Source organism: Kitasatospora sp. NPDC002040, from assembly GCF_040296785.1.
In the GTDB taxonomy this organism is placed as follows: domain Bacteria; phylum Actinomycetota; class Actinomycetes; order Streptomycetales; family Streptomycetaceae; genus Kitasatospora.
Window position 1 is genome coordinate 1 of sequence record NZ_JBEOXV010000044.1, and the last position, 1106, is coordinate 1106.

The 1106-nt window shown below is 74.0% G+C and carries 1 protein-coding gene and 2 pseudogenes; 2 read left to right on the forward strand and 1 reads right to left on the reverse strand.

All coding sequences use genetic code 11. From position 1 onward, the window contains the following. Positions 1 to 285 (reverse strand): annotated as a pseudogene (locus ABT118_RS32635) (hypothetical protein); the annotation flags it as partial. Between the two features lie 28 nt (positions 286 to 313). Between ABT118_RS32635 and ABT118_RS32640 the strand changes: the two are divergent. Together ABT118_RS32640 and ABT118_RS32645 are read left to right on the forward strand one after the other, a co-directional pair. Further along, positions 314 to 472 carry a hypothetical protein gene (locus ABT118_RS32640; protein WP_350678555.1) on the forward strand — a complete coding sequence of 53 codons (159 nt, stop codon included), beginning with the start codon at positions 314 to 316 and terminating at the stop codon, positions 470 to 472. Then, positions 469 to 1106: pseudogene (locus ABT118_RS32645) on the forward strand (hypothetical protein); the annotation flags it as partial. The gene ABT118_RS32640 and the pseudogene ABT118_RS32645, both read left to right, overlap by 4 nt.

Below are 1106 nucleotides of genomic sequence, written 5' to 3' on the forward strand. Positions count from 1 at the left end.
TGGCCGAACTGGACCAGAACTCCGGCCGCCCGGAAGCCGCCCTGACCGGCTATCAGCAGGCACTGGCGGCCGATCCCAGGCACTCGGCGGGGTCACCGGGATCTCGTTCGGCACGCTGAAGCGGAACCTCGGCACCACCCCGCCGAACCCGAGCGGATCGCCCTCGGCTTCCCCGTCGGCGTCCCCGTCAGCCTCGCCGTCTCCTTCGCCCTCGCCGTCGCCGTCGCCGTCCGAATCCGTCTCCCCGTCACCCTCCGCGTCCATCTCGGCCTCGGCCTCCTCCACCGCCCAACTCCCGTCCGCCGAGCCTTCCGTGACCAACCCCGCAGGCCCCTCGGCCCCGGACCTCGCCTGGACCGGTACCGACGTCCTCGGTCTGGTCGGCCCCGCGCTGCTGCTCACCGTGGCGGGCGGCGGCATCCTGGTCGGAGCCCGACGCCGGACCACGAGCAAGCCCGGACGCCACCAGTGATCCGCCGACTGGGCCGCCTGCTCGGAACCGCCGGTGTCGTCCTGGCCCTGGCCCTCGGCGGGCTCGGCGCGGGGGCGGGCCCGGCCGCCGCCGCGCCGCTGCCGATCGACCAGTGCACCACCACCTCCGGCGTGGTGCTCGCGGTGGACTTCAGCCGCTGGGGCGGCCCCCTGCTGCGCTCCTGCGGCACCACCCCCACCACCGGCTACGCCCTGCTGAACCAGGGCGGGTGGAAGACCACCGGCACCGGCCACGACGGCCCGGCCTTCATCTGCCGGATCGGCTACAGCGGTCACCAGGGCGGCAAGCAGTACCCGACCCCCGACCAGGAGAAGTGCGTCCTGACCCCGCCCGCCTCGGCGTACTGGTCCTACTGGCACGCCGACCCGGGGCAGAACACCTGGTCCTACAGCCAGCTCGGCGCCATGAGCTACAAGCCGAAGCCCGGCAGCGTGGATTTGTGGATCTTCGGAGCCACCGCCGTTGGTGCCGCCACCGCCCGTGGTCCCAGTGCCGGCGGGAGGAGTGGGAGCGGGGCTCGGGGCGGTTCCGCCGGGGGTGGTGGTGTGGGCGCGGACGGTGTCGGGGGAGAAGGTCGGCCTGCCTTCGGTGCCCTCGATGTCGGTGGCTCCGA